This window comes from Streptomyces sp. NPDC008139 (assembly GCF_042957025.1).
GTDB lineage: Bacteria > Actinomycetota > Actinomycetes > Streptomycetales > Streptomycetaceae > Actinacidiphila.
Genome location: NZ_JBIBHM010000007.1, coordinates 163765 through 180093, shown reverse-complemented (window position 1 = coordinate 180093; position 16329 = coordinate 163765). Strand labels below are relative to the sequence as shown.

The following is a 16329-nucleotide window of genomic DNA, read 5'->3' as shown; positions in this document are numbered from 1 at the left end:
GTCCGCCGCCGTACGGTCCGCCCGCCGGGCAGCGGGGCGTACGTCCGCCCGCGCGGTCAAGCGGCGCCTCCCGGGGGGAGGTCGGCGGGCAGCAGCGTGGTGAGCAACTCCACGTCGGCCGCCGCGAGATCGACGGCGCTCAGGTCGAGTTCGGCCACGCGGTACGCGTGCCGCTCGGTCATCCGCTGGAACACCTGCCGCGCGCTGCGCCCGTTGCCGAACTGCTCGCCGCGCGGGACGGCCGCGAAGTAGTCGTGCAGCGCGGCCGTCGTCTGCGGCGCGAAGGTGTACTCGTGGTCGACGGCCTGGTGCTCCACGATCCGCACCAGCTCCTCCGAGGTGTAGTCGTCGAAGAGCAGGGTGCGGGTGAAGCGCGAGGCCAGGCCCGCGTTGGACTCCAGCAGCCGGTTCATCTCGCTCGGGTATCCGGCGACGATGACCACCACCTCGTCGCGGTGGTCCTCCATCAGCTTCACCAGCGTCGAGATGGCCTCGGAGCCGAAGTCGGTGAACTGCCCCTGCGGCACCAGGGAGTACGCCTCGTCGATGAAGAGCACCCCGCCCAGCGCGCGCCGGAAGACCGCCGTCGTCTTGGGCGCGGTGTGGCCGACGTACTCGCCGACCAGGTCGCCCCGGTCGGCCTCGACCAGGTGTCCGCGTTCGAGCAGGCCGAGGGCGGCGAGGAAGCCGCCGTACAGGCGGGCCACCGTGGTCTTGCCGGTGCCGGGATTGCCCGCGAAGACCAGGTGCCTGCTCAGCGGCGGCGCCGCGAGCCCGGCCTCCTGGCGGACCTTGACCATCTGCATGAGCTTGGTCAGCGTGACCACGTCGCGTTTGACGCTGTCCAGGCCGACCAGGCGGTCCAGCTCCACATGGAGTTCCGCGAGCTTCGCGCGGGCCGCCTCCGCGGTCGACTCGGTCTCCTCTGCGGCCTGTTCGGCCTTCTCCGCGGCCGAGCGGGGCGCTCCGGCGACGGCGGGCACCGCGACACGGCCCTCCTCCCCCGCCGCCGGGGGCGCGAGGGTCGGCAGCAGCGGATCGGTCGCGTCCTGGACCAGGCAGTCCTCGGCCCGCACGTCGGCCTCGTCGTCCCGCAGCAGGTCGGTGTCGGTGCCGTCCACGGTGCAGCGGCGCAGCAGGAAACGCGAGCGGGCACCGGCGTAGACGGCGGGAAAGCGGCTCTTGGTGAGGTGGCAGTCCTCGTACAGGCCCTCGCCGCCCTCCTCGACGAACAGCGCGTTCTTCGCCGCGCCCTCGACGGTGAGGCCGCGTACGCGGGGCCGGGCCCCGGCGCGTACGACGACGCCGCTGCCGCGCGGCTCGCGGACCGCGCCGCCCTCCACGACGGCCGTGCTGCCCTCCTCCAGCAGCAGGCCCGCGGTGCCGCTGCCGGTGACGGTGACGTTCTCCAGCCGGGCGCCGGTGTCCCGGCCGACCCGGACGCCGGTCTCGCCGGAGGCGGTGATCTCGCACTCCGCGAGCAGCGGGCGGTGCGTGGTGTGCAGGTGTACGCCCTCCCGGCCGCCGGACACCCGGCAGCCGCGGACGGCCGCGTCGCCGTCCTGCACGTACACCCCGGCCAGGCCCGCGTCCGTCATCTCGCAGTCGTCCGCGAGGAGTTCGGACCGCTCGGTGACCCGCACGCCGTACTCGGGCGAACCGCTGACGGTGCAGCCCCTGGCGTGCAGGCGGGCCCCGCCGCCGAGGTGCACGCCGGTGTACGCGGTGTCCCGTACGGTGCAGCCGGTCAGTGTCACCTCCGCTTCGGCCACCGCGTACAGGCCGTTGGCGCCGCTGCGGGCGAAGGTGGAGTCGTGCGCGGTGGCCCGGCCCGCCCCGCTGACGGCCAGCGCGGTGTCCTGGCAGTCGACGGCCCGCACGCCGGTCAACTCGGCGGTGGCCTCGGCCGTGACCAGGATCGCGGCGCCGGTGGTGTGGTGCACATGGCAGCCGTCGAGCAGGACGGAGCTGCTGCCGTCGGCCAGTACGCCGGCCCCCTCGGTGCGGAAGATCTCGCAGTCGCGCAGCCGTACGCCCGGGGTGTCGTGGCCCGGGCGGGCGGCGGATCCGGTGGCGGGCGCGGCCGGTTCGGCGTCCTCGGAGTGGGCGAGGGGCCGGTGACCCGCGCCGGAGGCCGCGCGGGTCAGGCGGCCCGCCGTCTCGCGGACCCACACTCCCGCGGCGCCCGTCTCGTGCAGGCGGCAGTCGCGCAGCGCCGCGGTGGCGTGTCCCTCGACCACGACGGCGGTGCCGCCGCTGCCGCGTACGTCGCAGCGGGTCAGCGTCGCGTGCGCGCCGCCCGTGAGCAGGACGCCGCGCCCGCTGGCGCCGTCCACCAGGGCGTCGGTCAGCTCGGCGCGCGCCTCGTCCTCGACCACAAGGCCGTCGCCGACGCAGCCGCCGATGGTCAGATTCTCCAGCGTGGTGCGGCTGGTGCCGGTCAGCCGGACGGCCGCGCCCTCGGCATTCCGTACCGAACAGCCGCTCAGCAGCGGGGCGGCGGTGCCCGCGACCTCGATCCGGCCGCCGGTGATCTCGCAGTCCCGCAGCACCGGTTCGCCCGCGCGCACCAGCAGCGCGGCCTCGCGGGGCACGGCGGACACGAGGGTGAAGCCGCGGATCTCGGCGCGGCCCGCGTGCACGGTGACGGCCGGGCCGCGGACGGCGACCAGCCGTACGGCGCCCTTCGCGACCAGGGTGACATCCTTGTCAAGCAGCAGGCTCTCGCTGTACGTGCCCGCCTGCACGGTGATGACGGCGCCGGTGTCCGCGCTCCGCACGGCCGCCGCGATGGTGCGGTGGCCGCCCCAACTGCCCGGCGCCACGCGCTGGGCGGCGGCCTTCACCGGGCGCTCCCGGGAGTCGCCCGCCGGGTCACGCGGCGGGTCGAGGAGCGGGTCACGGGCCGGACGTGCCGGGTCCCGGGCCGACCGGACGCGGGCCGCTCATACGGCGCCCGCTCGACCACCGGCCGGTCGGTCAACGGCCGTTCTGCCAGAGACCGTTCCCTCACCGGTCGCCCGGTAACCGGCCGTTCCGTCACCGGCCGCCCGGCCAACGGCCGTTCTGCCAGAGGCCGTTCCCTCACCGGCCGCTCGGCCGCGAGTCGCTCGGTCACAGGCCGCTCCCCAGGTCGACCAGCCAGCCGAAGAGGCCGAACACCCCGGCGGCCAGCGGTACGGCGGCCACGAACAGCACGCTGGTGACGGCCGCGGGCCAGGTCGGGCGGTCCGGCTCGACGGGCCGCAGGGCCGCGCCGAAGGCGAGGAACAGTCCGCAGGCGACCAGGACGGCGCCCACGCCGAAGGCGGCCAGCGGGCCCGCGAGTCGCGAGTCGAACGCGTACAGCGGCACCCGTACGGTCAGCGCCACGAGCCCCAGCACCCCGGCGGCCAACTGCGGTACCACCGCGCTCAGTACGCGTACGGTGGCGGCCTGGAGCAGCAGTCCGACGCTGACGCAGCCCGCCAGCACGAGGGCGTAGACGTCGTGGGAGGCGCTGAGGGTGAGCAGGCTCGCCGCGAGGAACACTCCGCTCACCACGCTGAGCAGGGTGAGCAGCGCGTTGCTGCGGTGGACGACGGCGGCCACGGTCCCGTCGTCCAGCGCGGGCGCGCTGACGTCGGGTCCCGAGGGCACGAGCACCGCGATCTGACCCGCGGCCCTGGGCAGCAGCCCCGCGGTCAGGAAGAGCGCCACGGACACGACGGCGGCGGAGCCGGTCAGACCGGCGTGCGAGGCGGTCAGCGCCACGGTGAGCAGCGCGGCCACCAGCGTGAGCAGGTTGAGCACCACGGTGGCGGGCGACGGCAGCGCGACCAGCCCGATCACCGCGCCGAGCACGGCGAAGACGGAGACGAGTACGGGGGTGGCGACCGGGCCGTGCACCGGTCCGTCCAGGCCGACGCAGGCCAGCAGCGGAACGGTGGCGAGCGCGAAGAACTGCCGTACGGCGCGCGGCAGTGGCCAGTTCTTGCGCTCCGCGTACCAGGCGAGCAGCGCCGAGCAGAGCGCGGCGAGCGCGAACAGCGCCGCCCACGGGCCGGCCGGCCGCAGCGCGCCGAGCCAGGCCGCCGCGGCCACCATGAAGACCAGGCCCGCGCCCACGACGCACTGGGCGCGGCGGCGGGAGCTCCACAGGCCGCCGTCGTCCTGGGCGCTGGCGACCTGCTCGTCCAGGTCGGTGACGGTCAACTCGCCCAGTTCCGCCGCCCGCTGGTCGCGCAGGTACAAGGTGGCGCCGTCCACGATGCCCGCCGCCGACAGCGAGTCGCCGGGGGCCATCGGAGCGCCGCCCGACTCGGCGAGCGACCAGACCGGCGGCAGCGCCTCGGACTCGGACTGCCCGCACAGGGAGGCGAGTCGGGGAACGTACTCGGCGATCGGGGCCTGCGCCGGAAGCGCGAGGTCGATCCGCCTGCGTTCGCCGACCACGGTAACCCGGCAGCGTTCATCGGGCACGGATGTTTCCTTCGGTGTCGGACCTCACGGCCGCGCGTCCGCGGGCCGCGGTGGGTCGGTGCCGCCGGGGTCGGAGACGCCGACGTCAAAGACGGCGTTCGGCGGCGCCTGGTTTCGGTGGCGTGTGGTTTTTGTGACGCGTGGTTTCGGTGGTTCCGGCCTCAGTGGCGCCAGGTGGAGATGTTGGACCACTCGGCGTCACTGTAATTGCTCCAGTTCACATGCATCGCCTGGGCGATGCGGCCGAGCACACCGTCGGGCCCGAACAGGCCGTCGGCCGCCAGGTCCCACTCGTTCTGCATGTCCTGGTAGTAGGTGGCGGCCTGGCTCTCCCGCCACGCCTCCACCATCGGAGCCAACTGCGACTTCAGCGACTGGAGTTCGCCGGAGATCTCCCCGGCCCTGGCGTTGATCACGCCGCCCGCCGCCGCCAGTCCTTCACCGACGTAGATCGGCGTGCCGTCGATATCGGCCATGAATCGCTCCTCGTTGTGCGGCCCGGATCAGTTGAAGTTGGTGCCGGACGGTGCCTTCGGCAGGTCCTCGCCGAGCGCGGCGAGGTTGTTGAGGTTCTGCTGCTCGGAGTCCTTGTAGTTCACGTAGTTGCCCTGGAGGCCCTTGGAGATTCCCTCCAGGGCGTCGTGCAGCATCCGCGCGTAGACGTCGTACTCCGCCATCAGCGTCTGGAACTGGTTGTGGGCGATGCCCTGCCAACTCGCTTCCAGACTGCTCACATACGTCTTCAGCTCCGCCAACTGCCCGGCGATCTCGCTCGCCGTGGACATCGTGTTGCTGGAGGCGGTGGCCAGGTACTCGGGTGTGACCCGGTACGTGACACCACCGACGCTCACAGAAGGCTGGTCAGCCATGGAATCCGCCCTTCCTCGCCCGATACCCCGGCAGTCAAACACCGTTTGGGCCCGGTCCGGGCCGCACGAGCCGCAGTGAGCAGAGTCTGAGCAGGTTCTGAACGCGTCGGGAGCGGGGGGCCGAGCCGGTCAGTCGGGGAGGTGGCGGGCGAAGCGGGCGTGGGTGGTCTGTCGGCTGGTGCCGAAGGCGCGGCCGATGGCCTCCCAGGAGACGAGGGAGCGGCGGGCGGCGCGGACGGCTTCGCGGCTGAGCGCGGGGGCGGTCTCTTCGAGGCGGGCGACGACGCGCAGCGCGGTGAGGGGCTGGTCGCGGGAGAGTTCCTCGACGCGCCGCCGCAGGGCGGCGAGCATCTGCTCGACGTCGTGGGGGACGGCGCCTTCGGTCGCGGTGACGTGGTACTCCCAGTCGGCCATCGGGCCGGTGCGGGAGTCGTTGCCCTCGGTGGCGTCGTCGTCGCCCCGGATGATGGGGTGGGTCTCGGCGCCGCGCCAGCCGCACTCGCAGGCGCCCTTGACGCCGATCGCGCGGGGGCCGTCCGCTCCGTTGTACGACCACCAGGGCTTACGGCCCTCGGGCGGCGCCGCCGGTTCCGCGCCGTCGGCCAACACCGCTGTCACATAACCGGTGTGGCGCCGGGTCTCGTCCACCCACTCCATGGCTCAGCCCTCTCCGCACCGGGAAAAACGTTCCTCAAGGTTCCCTGACAACGCGCTCGGCTGTCAAAGAATTTTGACAAACGTGCCCCTCGCGCCTGCCCTAGAGGGCTCACGCCTCGCGGAGGGCCTGTTCTACGGCGGTGCGGACGCGGGCGTCCTCGGCGGCTTTGCGCTTGGTGCGGGTGCGGCGGGTGAGGAGGAAGGCGGCGACGGCCAGGGCGAGGAGGACGAGGACGAGGGCGGTGAGGGTCCAGGGGAAGGCCCAGGTGTGGGCCGTGGACTGGACGGTTTTGAGCTGGGTGGTGGAGCCGGAGGCGTCGGTGAACAGCGGGGTGAGGGTCACGGTCGCGGTGAGGCGGACGGCGGGGGCCACGTCGTGGACGGGCACGCTCACCTTCCAGCTCTCGCCGGGGAGCAGCTCGGGCGGCGTGGCCGTCTTGCCGCCGGTGACCGCGAACCAGCCGAACAGGCCCTTCAGCTTGACCGACTGACGGGTCGACACGATCGCGTTGCCGGTGTTGCGGATGCGGTAGGTGACGGTGGCGTCGCCCTGGGAGAAGGGGGCGGCCGTACCGCCGTAGGAGACACGCAGGTCCTCGACGGCGAGCGTGGGCTTGATCGCGCCGCTGACCCGCAGCTTGATCTTGATGCCGAGCCGCCGGTCGACGTTGATGCCCTGCGCGTCGTCGGGCTGGGTCAGCGAGGTGAGGATGCCGCCCACGTAGTCGCCGGGCGTCGCGTTGGCCGGGATGGCGAGGGTGAAGGGCACCTCGACGGTCTTGCCCGGCTGGACCACGACGCGCTCGTGCGCCGCGCGCGCCCACACGCCGATCGCGCGGGACTTCTTGTCGGCGGGCAGCAGGTCGAGTTGGCCCTTGTCGGTGGTGAAGCCGTCGGCGGCGTACACGCCGAGGTCGACCGGCGCCTTGCCCCGGTTGGCGACGACCATCGCGTCCTCGACCTTGCCGCCGGGGTTGACGGCGTAGCTGTAGCTGGACCGGTCGGCGCCGAAGCTGTTCGACGCGGTGCGTACGGTCCAGGCGACGTCGCCCTCGGCGGCGGCGGCCGGTCGCGCGGACAGACCGGTGACCGCGAGGGCGAGGAGCAGCGCCAGGACGGCGGTACGGACGAAGGTGGCGACGACGGTCGTCCGGCGGGTCACGGGCACATGCATGTCGGGGTCCTCGGGCGTTCTGGTCGGAGCTGTCGGAGCTGAGGAACCGGTGGGGCGGACGCCCGCGGGCGCCTGCCCCACCGGGTGGTGCGGGGTCACTCAGGTGGAGCGGTCAAGCGGGCGGGATCAGCTACTGAGCGCGGTGATCGTGAGAGTCGCGCGGTAGTCGCCCTTGGCGACGCTGCCCGGGATCTTCAGATCCAGGTCGGCGCCGAGCTTGGCCGTGCCCTTGGTGTGACCCTGGTCCGCCCAGCCGAGGCCGCGCGAGACGGACAGGCCGGAGCCGCCGTCGTAACCGGAGTTGACCGTGCCGCCGGCCTTGGCACCCGCGCCGGGGGCGAGGATCTTCGGCGTCCAGCCGAGGTACGCGCCGGAGAACTTCTTGGCGCCGTCCGTGAAGTCGCCCACGCTGGCCGAGATCGACCAGGGAGCGAGCGAGCGGCGGCTGTCCGTCACGACGATCGGGTTGATCGTGCCCGCCGCGTCGAAGTAGTCACCGTCGTGGTCCTTGGCGGTACCGAGGTCCACCAGGCCGTTGTAGCCGTCGATGGTCCAGCCGAACTCGCCGGGGGGCGCGGTGGGCACCTTGACCGCCAGGTCCTGGCCGGCGCCGTGGTACGGGTGCACCGTCACCTTGTCGACGACCGAGCCGATCGGCTGGCCCTCGGGGGTGTTGACGCAGGAGACCTGGCCCAGCTCGACCGCCGCGTTGGGCGCGGTGCAGGTGCCGCTGCGCAGGTTCTCGACGACGAGCTTGTCGTTGCGCACCTGGACCTTGACGTAGGAGCGCACGTGCTCCTGGTTCTGCACCGAGTTGTACCAGTAGCTGTCCGGGTTCAGCGGGTCGGGACCCTGGCCCGTGACACCGGTGCCGCTGCTGTCCGGCTTGGTGATGTCGTAGTACTTCGAGCCGGACGCCGAGTTGGCCGTCACGTAGAGCACACCGCCGGGACCGGGGTACACGTCCGCCTGGCCGGGCTGCTCGGCCGCGTCCGCCTTCTGACCGTTCTTGATCAGGTAGCTGCGGGAGTAGCTGTGGTCGTGGCCCTGGAGGACGACGTCCACGCCGAGCTGCGAGAAGGCGGTGGTGAAGTCGGTACGGCGCTGCTTGTTGTCCGAGTCCTTGGCGTGGCTGGCCGGGGAGTAGATCGCGTGGTGGTACGTGAGCACCTTCCACTTGGCCTCGGAGCCGTGCTTGTTGATGATGTCGGTGACGTACTTGACGTGCGCCTCGTCACCGCCGCCGCCCGAGGAGGCGGCGTAGCTGTTGCTGTTCAGGTCGATGAACAGCACGTCCTTGTAGATGTACCAGTAGTCACCGCCCGAGGTGTTCGAGCCCGGGTTGCCGTTGGCGTAGTACGGCGCCGAGCGGTCGGTGTTCGGGGTGTACAGGTGCTGCTCGTACGCCTTGCCGCCGACGTCGTGGTTGCCGATGGTCGCGGCCCACGGGTACTGACGGAGCTTGTCGGGGGCCAGGAAGGAGTCCCACTGCGACTCGGTGTTCGCGGTCTCGACCTGGTCGCCGCCGGACACCAGCAGTTCGGCGTTCGGGTTGGCGGCCAGCGAGACGTCGAGCGTGTCCTTCCAGCCCGCCTGGTCCTTGGCGAGGTTGCCGGAGGAGCCGATCTGCGGGTCGCCGTAGAACAGGAAGTCGTAGTCGCCCTCGAAGTCCTGCGTCTTGAAGGCGTAGGTCTGCGACCAGTTGCCCACGGAGCCGACACGGTAGGAGTACGCCGTGTTCTCCTTCAGGCCGGTGATGGTGGCGTGCCGGTTGAAGCCGCCGCTGGTGGCGATGTTCGCCCCGCCGATGGCGTCGAACGTGGCGGCGTCCGCCGGGAATTCACCGTTGACCAGGGTCGCGGTCGGGGCGGCCTGGATGACCTGGGCCGTGTCGGCCGAGGAGTACCAGGTCACCGTGCGCTGCGTCTCGTTCGCGCCGACACCGAGGATGATGCTGGTGAGGGCGGCGGGGTCGGCGGCCACGGCGGGGGAGGTGAGTCCCGCGCCGACGGCGAGCGCCAGACCCATGGTGACCGCGGTGGCACCGGTGACCACGCGGCGTCGTACGGACCCGTGGGTCCGTACCGATCTGATCGATCTCATCTGTGTTTGTTCCTTTTTGGACGGAACTGCATGGAGCTGAGGTCATCAAGCTCCCATCGGTTGGTAAACAGGCGGCAAATGCGATCTTCGCCTGACCTGAACTTCACCTCAGTTGAAGGCTCAGCCACCGCCCACCCGTTGCAGGAACCACACGAGTCCCATAAGCGCTACACCTGCGGAAACGGTGCCGGTCACCCAGAGCCCGGCGGTCGGCGAACGGCGGCGCAGCAGGGCCAGCAGCGGGAAGACGACGGCGATGATCGACAACTGCACGACCTCGATGCCGACGTTGAAGACCAGGAGGGAGCCGAGCAGCGTCCAGGACCACGCCTGGTCGATGCCGAGAGCGCCCGCGAAGCCGAGGCCGTGGACGAGACCGAAGCAGAAGACCACCGCGAGCCGCAGCCAGCCCGCCCGGTCGAGGGCGAGGTGGTCGCGCAGGAAGCCGCGCCCGCCGGAGCCGGGTCCTGAGCCGGAGGCGCCCACGTCCGAAGCGCCCAGATCCAGGTCGGAGGCGTGGCTGCCGCGCTGCCGTATCCGCCACAGGTGCCAGCCCGCGACCACCGCGATCGACAGCGCGATGACCGGCTCGACCAGCCGCGACGGCACGTCGACCGCCCCCAGCGCGGCGAGCATGAAGGTCACCGAGTGCGCGAGCGTGAAGCTGGTGGCGGCGAGCACGATCTCGCGCAGCCGCCGCGACCCGGCGATCAGCGCCAGCAGGAACAGGATGTGGTCGGTGCCGGTCAGCAGGTGCTCGGCGCCCAGCCGGAAGAACTCCCAGAACCAGGCGTACCAGGGCTGGTCGATCGAGAAGGACGGGTGCGCCGCGTCGAGCGCCGCACTGCCGGAGCGGCCGTCCAGGTCGTACGTGACGATCGTCTTCGTACCGCGGACGTACGTCTCGCTGTCGGGGAACAGACCGCTGCGGACCCGGTGGTCACCGGCCAGCTCCTGGCAGTCCCAGTCCAGCAGCAGGACGGTGTACGGCACGCCCTCCTGCCGGTCCATCGTGAAGTCGCCGATCTGCTCCGGCGTACACGCCCTGCCCGCGGCGGTGACCGAGAAGCGCTGGGTGACATAGGCGACGGCCGACTTCTTGTGGGCGTTGAGGGCCGCGCCCTGCGCTGTGGTGTCACCGGCGTCGAAGGCGCCGTTGCCGGTACGGAAGAGGTCGTCGTCATGTTCGGCATCGGCAGCGGATATGACAAAAAGGTCGTATTCAAGCTTGAGAGAAGTACGGACATGGCCTTCGTCCGCCGCCGTCACATGGACGTACGCGGTGGACGAGAAGCCGTGGGCGAACGCCGGTTGGACGGCGCCGAGGAAACCGATCAGCGCCGCGGCGATGCAGATGACGGCGCGACGGACCCGCTCTGACATGGGACTCCTTGGGTAGGAGGAGCACGCTGCACGTCACGGGTGAACTGAAACCGGCGGGTCGGCGAACCCTGGGCCAACAAGGTCCGCAAAGGCGTTCGGGGTTCCCCACGGAGGCGATCGGCGTCGCAGGATGGACCCGCGGCACCCGCCCACGGCTCTCACCAGGGCGTTCTCTCGTCACACCGTTCACAGCAAGCCCTCGGCACCTCGCTCACCCCTTATCGCTCAGCGCTCAGCACCTATCGCTCAGCGCTCACCGCTCACCACTCATCTCGGAGGACGATCGACGTGCGCCCCCCGCTTCGGGCCGTTGCCATGCTGGCGGCGGTCACCGCGCTGGCCCTCGGAACCGCCGGCTGCGGCTCAGATGACGACTGGTCGCGGCCGCGCGCCAAACCCTCGCCCGTCGGCACGCTCGGCCCGCGCTTCGTGGACAGCGTGTCGCCGCCCGCGCCCGAGTCGACCGTCACCCCGGCGCCCGGCTCGTGGGAGGGCGTCCACCCGCCGAAGGGCTACCGCGTGGTGCTGCTCAGCGCGGGCACCGACCGGCCGACGCGGTCGCTGGTCGACGCGGTCAAGAAGTGGGCCGACGAGGAGCACGTCAAGCTCAGGACCGTCGTCGCGGACAGTGCGGCCGACCTGCTGCCGAGCGTCACCAGGGCGCTCGACATGCACGCGGACCTCATCGTCAGCGCGGGGAACGACCTGATCGACCCGCTCGTGCCGGTCACCGCGAACCACCTGTCGCAGCAATTCCTCGTCGTGGGCGCGGAGTTGGCCGAGCCGACGCACAATGTCACCGCCGTCGACTGGTCCGGCGCGTCCTTCCGCGGCGAAGGGCTCGGCATGTCCTCGACGTACGACGCCGGTTCGTTCACCGCCGCGCGCTGCGCGGCCTCGATCAGGGCGGGGGTCGCGGCCGTGCTCAGCGACCTGACCGGGATCGTGATCTGGCTCGACAAGGTGTAGGCGCAGCCGCGGCGACCGCCCGGAACCGCGGGCGGCTCCTATACTCCCTGCTCATGACCGACATCGACGAGCAGGGCCGGCCGCTTCCCCCCGAGACGGGCGGGGAGACCGAGACACTGCTGGGCTTCCTCGACTTCCAGCGGGCGACGCTGGCGTGGAAGTGCGCGGGACTCGACGCGGCCGGGCTCGCGGCGGCCCTTCCCACCTCCACCATGACGCTCGGCGGCATGCTCAAGCACCTGGCGTACGTGGAGCAGTGGTGGTTCTCGCAGTGGCTGGCCGGGCGGTCGCCGGAGGCGCCGTGGGACACGGTCGACTGGTCGGCGGACGCCGACTGGGACTGGCACTCGGCCGCGGACGACACCCCCGAGCAGATCCGTACGCTCTGGGAGGACTGCGTCGCGCGCTCGCGTGAACTGACCGCCGCGGCGCTGGCCGAGGGCGGGCTCGACACGCTCTCGCGGCGCGCGGACGCCGCGGGCCGGGCGCCCAGCCTTCGCTGGATCCTCTTCCACATGGTCGAGGAGTACGCGCGGCACGTCGGCCACGCGGACCTGATCCGCGAGTCGGTGGACGGCCTCACCGGGGAGTAGCGGGCGCGCCCCGCGCGGCGGCGAGTTGTGGGGGCGCCACGAGGGCGGATGCCTGACGCCACGTCACCACGGCGACCGGCGGGGGCGTTCGGCTGCGGGAACGGTTGCCTGACGGCCCGTCACGCCAGGGCACGGCGGGGCGCACTCCCCCGCGACGACGGGCGCCGGACGGCCCGTCATGCCGGGCCACGGCGGGGCGCACTCCCCCGCGAAGACGGGCACCGGACGCCCCGCCACGCCCGCGACCGGCGCGGTCCCCGCTACGGCCTCGCCCCGTCCTCGCGCAGCGCGCGGTCGACCAGGGCGCCCGCCGCGCCCGAGTACGCGGTCGGGTCGCACAGGGCGGCCAGCTCGTCCGGGCCGAAGTGGCCCGCCAGGTCAGGGGATTGGGCGAGGACGTCGGCGAGCGGGCGGCCGGAGTCGGCGGCTTCCGTGGAGGCCGCGGTGAGCAACGCGCGGGCGGCGGCCTTGCCGAGGTGCGGGGTGAGGACGGCCACGATCCGCTCGGAGACGACCTGACTGCCCGTCATGTCCAGGTTGGCGCGCATACGGACCGGGTGGACGGCGAGCCCCTCGGCCAGTTCCGCCGCGGTGTGCGAGGCCCCGCCGACCAGCCGCAGGCACTCGCGCAGGAACTGCCACTCGGCGTGCCAGGCCCCGGCCGAGCGCTCGTCCTCCGCCACCAGACACTGCGTCAGACCAGCTGCCAGCACCGGGACTTGGAGCGCCGCGCTGCGGATCAGCGTGGACAGCACCGGATTGCGCTTGTGCGGCATCGCCGACGAGGCGCCGCGCCCCGCGACGCCCGGCTCCGCCACCTCCGCGACCTCGGTCCTGGCCAGCGACTGCACGTCGACCGCGATCTTGCCGAGGACGCCCGCGGTGAGCGCGAGCGCCGCCGCCAGGTCCGCGACGGGCGTACGCAGCGCGTGCCAGGGCAGTACGGGCCTGGCGAGGCCGGTCTCGTCGGCGAAGGCCGCGACCAGCTCGTCCAGGTACTCCCCCGGGTCACCGGTCTGCCCGCCGTCGTCAACTCCCGTACCGGCGGCGGTCTCCACGGCCCCGGCGCCGTACCCGTCGACCCGCGCGTACGCGAGGTATCCGGCCAGCGTGCCCGCGGCGCCGCCGAGCGAGACCGGCAGCCCGTGGTCGAGCAGCGCGGCCAGCCGGGCGTCCGCGTCGAGTACGCCCTGCCGCCAGCCCGCCGCCTTGAGGCCGAAGGTGGTCGGCACGGCGTGCAGCGCGAGGGTGCGGCCCGCCATCGGGGTGTCGCGGTGCTCGGCGGCGAGCGCGGCCAGCGCGCGCTCGACCCGCGCGAGGTCGCCGCGGATCAGCCGCAGCGCCCGCGCGGCGACCAGCATCATCCCGGTGTCGAGGACGTCCTGGCTGGTCGAGCCGCGGTGGACGTACTCGGCCGCCGCCGGGTCGTGTTCGGCGACCACCCGGGTCAGCGCCTGGACCAGGCCGACCACCGGGTTGGCGGTCTCGCGGGAGGCGAGCGCCAGCGCGCGCAGGTCCATCAGGTCGGTGTACGCCGCCGCCGCGATGGCCGTGGCCGCCGACTTCGGCAGCGTGCCGAGCCTGGCCTGCGCGCGGGCCAGCGCGGATTCGGCGTCCAGCATCGCCTGGAGCCAGGCGATGTCGGACACCGCCGCCTCGACCGGGGTGCCCGCCCGGACCGGCGAGAGCAGCCCGGCGTCGATGAGGGTGTCCTGCTCACTGGGCCGGCTGCTCATACGATCACTCCGAAGGTGTGGGTCTCGGCCAGTACGGCGGGGTCCGCGCCCGAAGCCTCGGCGACAGCGGCGGAAGCGCCGACGCCGGAACCGGCACCCGTGGCCCCCTCGTCGGAAGTCCCGTTGCCTGCGGCCCCGTTGCCCGAGACCCCGCTCCCGGAAATCCCGCTGCCCGAAGCCCCGGACCCGGACCCGGCCCGCCTGGCCGCGGGGACCGCGCCCCGCGGCTCCTGGTCACCGGCGCCCCGGCCGCCCGCCGCCAGCGCGAGCAGCGCGCACGCGATGGACTCCGAGTCGCCGAGCGTCACCGAGTCGACGCCGGGCCTGATGCCCGCCGCCGTGACCCAGTGCACGGACTCGGTCGGCACACCGTAGGCGAAGCGGCGCGGATGCGCCTGCCCGCGCGGGTCGAGCAGCCGGTAGGGGCGCTCGGTGACGGCGAGGCCGCCGGACTCGTATCCGCCGCCCGAGCCGGTCGGGATGCGGTACGGCGCGCACTGCTCGGTCGCCATCAGATAGTTCAGCAGCGGCTCCGCGGTCCGGCGCAGGTCCGGCTCCGGCAGCCGCGCCTCGATCAGCGCGGAGGCCACGACCGGCGGCCCCGGCACGACATGCGACGAGGCGACGAAGGCGGGCCTGGCCGGGTCGAGGCGCACTTCGGTGCCGGGCCCCGTGACCACCAGCACCCGCGCCTCGATCAGCGCGATCATCTCCTCGATGCGGGAGGCGGGCGGCCCGATGGACAGGAAGGCGTTCATCGGGGTGTACCACCCCTCCAGCTCGTCCCGGTGTGACGTGCCGTCGAGTCCGCCGTGGTCCACGGCCAGCCGCACCTCGTTGCGCAGATCGCGCAGCACGTCGAGCGCGGCCTTCAGCGGGCCGCTGACATTGCCCGCCCTGGCCTCGCGCACGTCGCGCGCCAAGTACCCGAGCAGCCAGACCCTGAACTCCTCCCGGTCGGCGAACCGCCGTCCCAGGTAGGGCGTCAGCAGCCGCTCCCAGCTCCAGCGCTCCTCCGGCTCGACGCCGTACTTGTCGAGGAGTTCGGTCTCCTCGCGCGCACCGGCCGTCTCCAGGAAGCGCACGCCCAGCTCCGCGCCCTCCGCCGCGCGGTCCTGGGCGTGCAGCAGCGCCTGGTAGTAGACGCTCTGGACCTCCTTGGAGATCAGCGGCCACAGATGGGTCCGAAAGTGGAGGCCAGGGCCGCCGGTCGCCCGGTCGCGGGAGGCCGCGATGTAGGCGGGGGTGAGCAGCCGCGGGTGGTAACGGCCGTAGGCGCCCTTCTGGTTCTCGCCGCGCGCGTGGTACGGGACCCCGCGCCGGGAGGTCGCGTACAGCGACGGCTCGCGCCCGGAGGGCAGATAGACCAGCCGGTCGCCCTCCCTGCGGAAGGTGCCGCCGCGGCCCGCGGTGAGCAGCGTCATGTGGTCGAAGAAGTTCAGGCCGAGGCCCCTGAGCAGCACCGTCTCGCCGGGAGCGATCCGGGACAGGTCGACGTCCGCCGGGTTGGCGGGGGTGATGTACGTCAGCCGGTGGATCCCGGCCAGCGTCGCGGTCCGCTCCTCGCGCGGGGTCGGGCGCGCGGCGACATGGCCCTGGGCGAGGACCACCGCGTCCAGGCCGTGCAGCCACGCGCCGTTGTCCAGCCGGATGCTCTGCGGCCCGTCCGGGTCGCCCATGGCGTCGGCGACGGCCACCGCGCGCGAGCGGTGTTCCTCGACGGTGACGTGCGCGGGCGCGTTGCCGGTGATCCGCAGGAAGCAGGAGCGCAGGTAGCGGCCGTAGAAGGCGCGGGTGGGGTACGAGTCGGGGTCGAGTCGCCGGGCCTCGGCCAGGTCCTCCGGGTCGTGCGCGTCGGGCACGCGGCTCCCCGGTACGGCACCGTCCGGCGCCCCGGCCCCCGGGGCGCCGTCCCCCGGCCCCAGCAGGCCCTTCGCCCACTCGTACAGGCTCGGGCCAGGCTCGATGGGGCCGTCGATAGTCACCCGGTCGTCGGTGAAGACGGTGATCTGGGAGGCGACGGTGTTCATCAGCAGATGCCGCGACTGGTCGGTGCGCCAGACGCTTCCTGCCCCCGGCTCGGCGGGGTCCACCACGTGGACCGTCAGCGAGGAGCAGGAGGGCGACTTGCGCTCGTGGGCGCAGAGCCGCTCCAGTACGGACAGGCCACGCGGGCCGGCGCCGACGAGGCAGACGGCGAGGTCCGCCGCAATGCTCATGGGTCTTCTCCATCCGGTGGCCTGGTCCCCCGACCGGGCACGGGTGCGGGCGCGACACGCCGGTGGTGACCGGCGCGGGCGGTTGCCATGAGGGGAGGCGGAGGCTAGAGGGAACCTTGTGGGCGGGTGTTTTCGGGCAGGACAAGGCGTACGGGCGGCTCGGGG

General features: G+C 72.8%; 12 protein-coding genes. 2 read left to right on the top strand and 10 right to left on the bottom strand.

Translation table 11 applies throughout. The features are described 5' to 3' along the window. Nucleotides 1-56: 56 nt before the first annotated feature. The 8 genes from ACFZBB_RS16535 to ACFZBB_RS16500 all read right to left on the bottom strand — a co-directional run bounded on the left by ACFZBB_RS16535 (nucleotide 57) and on the right by ACFZBB_RS16500 (nucleotide 10647). Entirely contained in the window at nucleotides 57-2846 is a 2790-nt protein-coding gene (locus ACFZBB_RS16535; protein WP_391122619.1) for a right-handed parallel beta-helix repeat-containing protein, read from the bottom strand. A gap of 268 nt (nucleotides 2847-3114) precedes the next feature. Further along, nucleotides 3115-4461: an EsaB/YukD family protein gene (locus ACFZBB_RS16530; protein ID WP_391122616.1), complete on the bottom strand. Its 1347-nt coding sequence runs from the start codon at nucleotides 4459-4461 to the stop codon at nucleotides 3115-3117. A gap of 161 nt (nucleotides 4462-4622) precedes the next feature. Next, nucleotides 4623-4937 carry a WXG100 family type VII secretion target gene (locus ACFZBB_RS16525; protein WP_188281815.1) on the bottom strand — a complete coding sequence of 105 codons (315 nt, stop codon included), beginning with the start codon at nucleotides 4935-4937 and terminating at the stop codon, nucleotides 4623-4625. 27 nt (nucleotides 4938-4964) lie between these two features. Continuing rightward, entirely contained in the window at nucleotides 4965-5330 is a 366-nt protein-coding gene (locus ACFZBB_RS16520) for a WXG100 family type VII secretion target (RefSeq protein ID WP_223186817.1), read from the bottom strand. A 129-nt stretch (nucleotides 5331-5459) separates the two neighbouring features. Beyond that, nucleotides 5460-5987: a hypothetical protein gene (locus ACFZBB_RS16515; protein ID WP_391122613.1), complete on the bottom strand. Its 528-nt coding sequence runs from the start codon at nucleotides 5985-5987 to the stop codon at nucleotides 5460-5462. 109 nt (nucleotides 5988-6096) lie between these two features. After that, nucleotides 6097-7161 (bottom strand): WxL protein peptidoglycan domain-containing protein, encoded by a 1065-nt coding sequence (locus ACFZBB_RS16510; protein ID WP_391122610.1) that lies wholly within the window; start codon nucleotides 7159-7161, stop codon nucleotides 6097-6099. Between the two features lie 126 nt (nucleotides 7162-7287). After that, nucleotides 7288-9264 carry a fibronectin type III domain-containing protein gene (locus ACFZBB_RS16505; RefSeq protein WP_391122607.1) on the bottom strand — a complete coding sequence of 659 codons (1977 nt, stop codon included), beginning with the start codon at nucleotides 9262-9264 and terminating at the stop codon, nucleotides 7288-7290. Nucleotides 9265-9384: 120 nt separating this feature from the next. Then, nucleotides 9385-10647: a HupE/UreJ family protein gene (locus ACFZBB_RS16500; protein WP_391122604.1), complete on the bottom strand. Its 1263-nt coding sequence runs from the start codon at nucleotides 10645-10647 to the stop codon at nucleotides 9385-9387. A gap of 288 nt (nucleotides 10648-10935) precedes the next feature. Between ACFZBB_RS16500 and ACFZBB_RS16495 the strand changes: the two genes are divergently transcribed. Continuing rightward, a complete protein-coding gene (locus tag ACFZBB_RS16495) occupies nucleotides 10936-11616 on the top strand; it encodes a hypothetical protein (RefSeq protein ID WP_391122601.1) in 681 nt (226 codons plus the stop codon). A 53-nt stretch (nucleotides 11617-11669) separates the two neighbouring features. After that, nucleotides 11670-12209, top strand: a complete 540-nt coding sequence (locus ACFZBB_RS16490) for a DinB family protein (RefSeq protein WP_391122598.1) — start codon at nucleotides 11670-11672, stop codon at nucleotides 12207-12209. Between the two features lie 260 nt (nucleotides 12210-12469). Here ACFZBB_RS16490 and ACFZBB_RS16485 read toward each other — a convergent pair whose 3' ends face one another. Then, entirely contained in the window at nucleotides 12470-13945 is a 1476-nt protein-coding gene (locus ACFZBB_RS16485) for a lyase family protein (RefSeq protein WP_391122596.1), read from the bottom strand. Beyond that, complete coding sequence (locus ACFZBB_RS16480) at nucleotides 13942-16164, bottom strand: FAD/NAD(P)-binding protein (protein WP_391122593.1); 2223 nt, start codon at nucleotides 16162-16164, stop codon at nucleotides 13942-13944. Before ACFZBB_RS16480 ends, ACFZBB_RS16485 begins: the two co-directional genes overlap by 4 nt. Nucleotides 16165-16329: the final 165 nt, after the last annotated feature.